This window comes from Roseomonas sp. USHLN139 (genome assembly GCF_037145735.1).
Lineage (GTDB): Bacteria > Pseudomonadota > Alphaproteobacteria > Acetobacterales > Acetobacteraceae > Pseudoroseomonas.
This window is the reverse complement of the sequence record NZ_JBBCWY010000002.1, coordinates 773527-779945: the sequence shown is the minus strand read 5'-3', so window position 1 is coordinate 779945 and position 6419 is coordinate 773527. Positions and strand designations below refer to the sequence as shown.

The window sequence follows — 6419 nt, the reverse complement described above, 5'->3', positions numbered from 1 at the left end:
ATGCGCTCTGGGATGCCATCCGTGACGCCCTCCCGCAGTTCTCACCGCAGGAGTGTGCCAGCTACTTCACCGCCGCAGGATATGAACCAGAATGATCGGATTATGCTCTAGCCTGCTCTGGAGGTCGACACGGCCGCCCACCTTCTCGATGGCGCTGCGCACCACATCCATGCCGACGCCGCGCCCCGAGAGATCGGAGATCTGCTCGGCGGTGGAGAAGCCGGCGGCGAAGACCAGCCTGACCGCCTCCTCGTCCGACAGCGCCGCCGCCGCCTCGGCATCCAGCATGCCCCGCTCCACCGCCTTGCTGCGGATGCGCGCCGGGTCGATGCCGCGGCCATCGTCGCTGACCGCGACGATGATGCACTCGTTCTCCTGCTTCGCCGCCAGGCGCAGCGTGCCCTGCTCGGGCTTGCCGGTCGCCAGGCGCTGCTCGGCCGGCTCCAGGCCATGGTCCAGGCTGTTGCGGACCATGTGGATCAGGGGATCGCTCAGCGCCTCGATCATGTTCTTGTCGGCCTCGGTCTCCTCGCCTTCCAGCACCAGCTCGACCTGCTTGCCGAGCTTGCGGCTGATGTCGCGCACGAGCCGCGGGAAGCGCTGGAAGATGTGGCTGACCGGCAGCATGCGGATCGCCATCACCGCCGACTGCATGTCCTCCGCCAGGCGGTTCACCACCGCGTGCTGGTCCTTGATGTCCCGCGCCAGCTCGCGCGCGCTGGCGCCGGCCTCCGCCTTGCGGGCGAGATAGGCGAGGCTGTTCTTGGCGATGATCAGCTCGCCGATCAGGTTCATCAGCGTGTCGATCTTCGACTGCTCGACCCGCAGCGTCGTCAGCGGCGCCGCGCGCAGCTCGGCGCCGGGGGCCTGCGCTGCCTCGGCCGCGCCGCCGCGCGGCTCGGCGGGCTCGGGCCGGCGGGCCGGGCGGCATCCCTGCAGCAGCGCCGCCAGCGCCTCGCGCCTTCCCTCCGCCGCGGCGGCGGTGGCGGCGGCGAGGGCCGGCTCGTCGAGCGCCAGCCCGGCATGGCGGGCGATGCGCCGCAGCACGCCGGCCGCGGCGGCGGCGCGGCCGGCCGCCAGCTCCGGTTCCGCGCTCTGGCCCAGCATGCGGAGCTGGGCATCCACCAGCTCGCCGATGACATCATGGTCCGGCCGCAGCGTCTGCAGCGGGGCATAGGCCACGATCTCGACATCGTCGCAGTAGCGGAAGATGTGCCTGACATCCTCCAGCGGCGCGACCGAGAGCAGCTGGAACGACAGCTGGCACTGCAAGGGGTCCAGCAGCGCCGCCGGGGCCCAGGCTTCCGGCTGGACAATGTGCAGCATGACCAGCTCGGGCGTCTGCCGCGCCAGCTGCAGCGGATCCTCCCCGGCGAAGAAGCAGTCGGCGCCGGGGCGGTACTCCACCGCGACGATGTCACGGTCGGCCGCCCGCGCCGCCTGTTCGGCCGCGTCGCGCGCGGCGGCAGCGAGGCCGGCGACCCAGCCGGGCGCCTTGCAGGGCGCCTGCGGCGACGCCGCGGCGGCGCCGGCAGCGGCGGCGGCAGGGCCACTCAGCAGGGCACGCAGGGCTTTTGCGCGCGCCGCCGCGACCTCCGCGGCCCCGTCGGGCAGGGTCTCGCTGCGTTCCAGATCCTCCAGCCAGGCGCGGGTCTGGTCGAGCGCGGCGAGCAGCAGATCCACCATCTCGCCGGTCAGCTTCAGCCGCTGGTCGCGCACCGCATCGAGCAGATCCTCCCCGGCATGCACCAGGGCGGTGAGCGGCGCGATCTCGAAGAGGCCGGAGGTGCCCTTCAGGGTGTGGACGGCGCGGAACACCGTGTTGACCAGTTCCGGATCGCCGCCCGATCGCTCCAGGCCCAGCAGCCCTTCGCCGGCGGTGTCGAGCAGGTCGCGCGCCTCGGTGAGGAATTGTTCGAGCAGCGGGTTCATGTGAGCGGCATCCCCAGCAGCACCCGCACGATGCTGGTCAGGCGCTCCGGCCGGACCGGCTTGTGCAGGTACAGATTGGCGCCGACCGCCTGCGACTTGGGCGCGCCCTGCTCGACGCTCTCGGTGCTGATCATGACCGCGGGGATGCTGCTGAGCACCGGCTCCTGCCGCACCGCGCGCAGCATGCCGTAGCCGTCGAGATAGGGCATGTTCACATCGACCAGGAAAAGGTCGGGCGGCGCGAGCAGCGCCTTCTCCAGCCCCTCCGCGCCGTTCCAGGCCTCCTCCACCAGGCATCCCAGGGCCGAGAGGATGCCGCTGTAGTAGAGCCGGACGGTGGCCGCGTCGTCGACGATCAGGATCTTGCTGCGCATGACGCCCTCAGGGATGCCGCTGGTAGACGATCGCGTCCGCGAACTTCCGTGCCGTGAACAGCGAGGAAATCCGGCTCATCGATTCGGAGTGGCCGAGGCAGACGAAGCCGCCGGGGCGCAGCGCATCGTGCAGGGCTTCCGCCGCCCGGCGCCGCGAGGCGTCATCGAAATAGATCAGCAGGTTGCGGCAGAAGATGACATCGACATGCTGGAAGCGCCGCATATCCGTCTCGCTGCTGATATTGACCTGGCGGAACTCGATCGACTCCCGCAGGCTCTGCACCACCTGCCAGCGCTCGCCGCCCAGCGCGTTGAAGTACCGGCCCAGCGCGCGTGGCGGCACATGCTGGACGGAGCGCGCATCGTAGATGCCGGCGCGCGCCTGCTCGAGCACCCGCGTATCGATGTCGGAGGCCAGCAGGCGGACATCGTAGCGGTCCACCTCCGGCCAGTTCTCCAGCAGGTAGATCGCCAGCGAATAGGCCTCCTCGCCGGTCGAGCAGGGCATCGACCAGATCTGCACCGGATCATTCGACCGCCGCCCGCGCACCAGCTCCGGCAGGATGGAATCGACCAGGCAGCGGAACTGATAGGCCTCCCGGTAGAAATAGGTCTCGTTCACCGTCATGGCGTTGACGAGGTTCTGCATCTCGACCGCCTTCGGATCATGGAAGCGGAGGAGGTTCAGATACTCGGCGAAGCTGCCGGTTCCGGTGGCCGCGATGCGGTCGGCCAGCCGCCGGTCGACGAAGTAGCGTTTCGATTCACCGAAAACGATGCCGGTCTTGCGGTAGAAGAGCTCCTGGAAGCGGGCGAAGTCGCCCTCCTGGATGGCCGTCTCCGCGTTCGTCACGCGCGATCACCGGCGGCAAGGCGGTCCCGCACCGCCTTCGCGGCGAAGGCGAGAAAGGGTTCGTCCGCGAAGCGGGCGGCCGTCCGTTCCAGGGCCGGTACCGAGGCGGGGCCGCCGATCTGCCCCAGCGTCTCGATGGCGCTGGCACAGACATTGATGTCGGCCTCGCTTTCCAGCAGCGCAGCGATCCAGCCTTCCGCCTCCTGGCAGCGTACCCCGCCCAGTGCCACCAGCGCGGCGATGCGCAGATCGATGTCCGGATCCTGCAGCATCGGCCGCAGCGCCAGGGCGGCAGCCGGGCCGATATCCTGCAGGGCGAGGACCACGGCATTCCGCAGCCAGGCATTGTCCGAACGTAGATGCGCCAGCAGCGCCGCCATGGCGTCCGGCGTGGCGATCCGGCCCAGCGCGCCCACCAGCGCGTCGAGCACCGTGCGGTCGGCCTCGGCGGCCAGGGCGGCGGCCAGGGCGGTCACGGCTTCCGGATGGTGCCCCAGATCCTGGGCCGCCCTGCGCCGCGTGGCGGCCTCCGCCGATTCTAACGCCGCGAGCAGGGTCGCGACCGCCGGCGGCGGTGCCGCCTGCGCCGGTTCCTGCGCGCTGCCGGCCTTCAACAGGGCCATGATCGTCTCTCCGTTCCAGTCCACTGCCTGAGTTGCGTGGCGATGCGGTCACAGGGAAGGATGGCGGTGGCACCCCCTCGTCGGACGAGCTCGCCGGGCATGCCGAAGACGACGGCGGATTCCTCCGCCTCGGCGATGGTGCGGCCGCCGCGCTGATGCAGCAGCGCCATCTCCTGCGCGCCATCGTCGCCCATGCCGGTGAGCTGGACGCCGATCATGGAGGCGGCCGGCACCACCGCCAGCGCGCTGCTGACCATGCGGCTGACGCTCGGGTGCCAGGGGCTGCCATCGGCGGCGACGGAGCGGGCGATCAGGCGGCCTAGCCGCATCTCCAGCACGATGTCCGCCTCGCCGCGCGCGATGTAGATATGCCCCGCCCGCAGCGGCGTCGGCTGGCCGACCTCGGCCACCGGCAGCGCGCAGAGGCCGTTCAGCCGCTGCGCCAGCGAGGCGGTGAAGGCGCGCGGCATGTGCTGCGCGATGACGATGGCCTGGGGATAGTCCGGCGGCAGCGCCGGCAGCACCTCCTCGAGGACACGCGGACCGCCGGTCGAGACGCCGATCAGGGTCAGGCCGAGGCTCTGCCGCGACTGGTCGCGCAGCTCCGCCCGGCGGCGCTCGCCCAGGGCGCGCTCGGCGCGCAGGTTTTCGCGCAGGCCGCGCATGCGGCGGGGGCGGGCGGCGGCGGCGGCGCGGACCTTGGCCAGCAGCTCGGCCTGCAGGCGCTCGATGCCGGAGGGCACCCCGGCGCTGCCCGGCTTCAGCACGACATCGACCGCCCCGAGGGCGAGGGCGCGCACCGTCGCGTCACTGCCTGCGGCGGTGGCCGAGGAGACCATCACCACCGGGCGCGGCGCCTCGCGCATGATGCGTTCCAGGCAGGCCAGCCCGTCCATGTCCGGCATGTTCACGTCCAGCGTGACGACCTGCGGGGCATGGCGGGCGAGCTGCTCCAGCGCCTCGACGCCGCTGCGGGCCTGCACGACCTCGATGTCGTCCTCCGCCTCCAGCAGCTTGCGGAGCTGCCGGCGCATCAGGGCCGAATCGTCGACGATCAGAACTCTCAACATGCGCTGCGTCAAAGCGCGGCAAGGGCGCCCTGCTCCTCCATGTTCAGCAGCCGTTCAGCCTTCAGCAGCAGCAGCATGCGCTTCTGCCGCTCGAGATTGGCCACACGGTCGATCAGCAGTTCCTGCTCGTCCGACAGTCGCGGCGCCGGGCCGATGGAGGAGCGCGCCACCTTCAGCACCTCCACCACGCTGTCGACGATGAAGCCGGTGCGCGCCTGCCCCACCATCAGCACCATGATCCGCTGCCGATCGTTGCGCGCCAGGTCGGGCAGGCCGAAGCGCCGCCGCTGATCGATCACCGGCAGGACGACGCCGCGGAGATTGACCACCCCCTCGATGAAGCCGGGGGTCTTCGGCACCCGCGTCAGCTGCTCGGGGATCCGGACGATTTCCTGGATGGCGGCGATCGGGACGCCGTACTCCTCGTTCCCCAGGCGGAACACCACGAGCTGCTCCTCGTCATCCGAATTCGTCATGTCGTCGCCATGGCCTGCCGCCCCCTCATCGCCCTCCGCCTGCGCCGCCGCGCCGACGCCCCCGAGGCGCAGCGGATCCTCGGCCGGGAACATTCTTTCTGCGGAGAGGATGGTCACGAGCCTCTTCCCGCCTTCCAGCCGGCAGATGGAGTCGAGTTCCGCGCCGCGTCCGCCGGAGGCCAGCAGCGGCGGCACGGCATCGACCATCGCGCGCGCGACGCGCAGCACTTCCTTCACCGCATCCATGATGATGCCGACCGAGACCGGGCTGCCGCCGGCATCCGCCCCGCCCAGGGAGACCACCACGATGCGGTTGTGCTCCTCGGGCACGCCCTGGGGCATGCCGAACATGCGGCGCAGCGAGACCAGCGGCAGCAGGCGGTTGCGCAGCGTCATCACCCCCATGACATGCGGCTCGCTGCGCGGCACCGCGCTGATGCGCGCGGGGATCTGGACGATCTCCTGCACGTCATCCATCGCGAAGGCATACTCCTGGCCCTCGACCTCGAAACTCACGAGCTGCAGCTCGTCGCCGCCACGCGGCCCGTCGCCGCTCTCCTGCGGCGGCGGCATGCCGGGGAGCTCCGCCGCGGGTGACGTCGGGCGCTCCGGCTCCGGCGCCTTCTCCCGGACATCGCCGAGGCTGGCGGGGTCCAGCAGCATGATCATGCCCTTGTCCCGCTTGACCACGCCCTGCAGCAGTTCGGTCCGGATGGTGCCGCTCAGCGCGTCGACCGGCTCGATCTCATGCTCCTCGGTGGTGATGACGCTGGCCATGCGGTCGACGACGAAGCCGGACAGCGCGCCGCGGTTGATGACCACGACCCGCGTGGCGTCGTCATGCGGGCCATCGCGCATGCCGAAGACGCGCCGCAGGCTGGTGATGGGCAGCACCGCGCCGCGCAGATTGGCGATGCCCTCCAGGCTGCCCGGTGCCCGCGGCACCCGGACGACGCCGGGCATCCGGATGATCTCCTGCACCTCCGCCAGGGGCACGCCGAAGATTTCATCCCGCACCCAGAAGGTGACGAACTGCCGGCTCGCGGCACGGGGGCCGGGCGCTTCGCTCATGGGTTCAGCCTCCGCTCAGG

General features: G+C 70.9%; 6 protein-coding genes. All 6 read right to left on the bottom strand.

Annotated elements, in window-relative coordinates:
- Nucleotides 1–66: 66 nt before the first annotated feature.
- Genes WFI16_RS10465 through WFI16_RS10440 form a run of 6 tightly spaced genes read right to left on the bottom strand, consistent with a single transcriptional unit; the run spans nucleotide 67 to nucleotide 6399 of the window.
- Entirely contained in the window at nucleotides 67–1932 is a 1866-nt protein-coding gene (locus WFI16_RS10465; RefSeq protein WP_419897774.1) for a chemotaxis protein CheA, read from the bottom strand.
- A complete protein-coding gene (locus WFI16_RS10460; protein WP_419897773.1) occupies nucleotides 1929–2306 on the bottom strand; it encodes a response regulator in 378 nt (125 codons plus the stop codon). Before WFI16_RS10460 ends, WFI16_RS10465 begins: the two co-directional genes overlap by 4 nt.
- A 7-nt stretch (nucleotides 2307–2313) precedes the next feature.
- Complete coding sequence (locus WFI16_RS10455; RefSeq protein ID WP_419897772.1) at nucleotides 2314–3159, bottom strand: CheR family methyltransferase; 846 nt, start codon at nucleotides 3157–3159, stop codon at nucleotides 2314–2316.
- The gene (locus tag WFI16_RS10450; protein WP_419897771.1) at nucleotides 3156–3782 is read right to left on the bottom strand and encodes a HEAT repeat domain-containing protein; all 627 of its coding nucleotides are present in this window, start codon (nucleotides 3780–3782) and stop codon (nucleotides 3156–3158) included. The genes WFI16_RS10455 and WFI16_RS10450 overlap by 4 nt, the downstream gene beginning before the upstream one ends.
- Complete coding sequence (gene cheB, locus WFI16_RS10445) at nucleotides 3770–4852, bottom strand: chemotaxis-specific protein-glutamate methyltransferase CheB (protein ID WP_419897770.1); 1083 nt, start codon at nucleotides 4850–4852, stop codon at nucleotides 3770–3772. Before cheB ends, WFI16_RS10450 begins: the two co-directional genes overlap by 13 nt.
- Before the next feature lie 8 nt (nucleotides 4853–4860).
- On the bottom strand, nucleotides 4861–6399 hold the full coding sequence (locus WFI16_RS10440) for a chemotaxis protein CheW (RefSeq protein WP_419897769.1): 1539 nt from the start codon (nucleotides 6397–6399) through the stop codon (nucleotides 4861–4863).
- Nucleotides 6400–6419 lie beyond the last annotated feature (20 nt).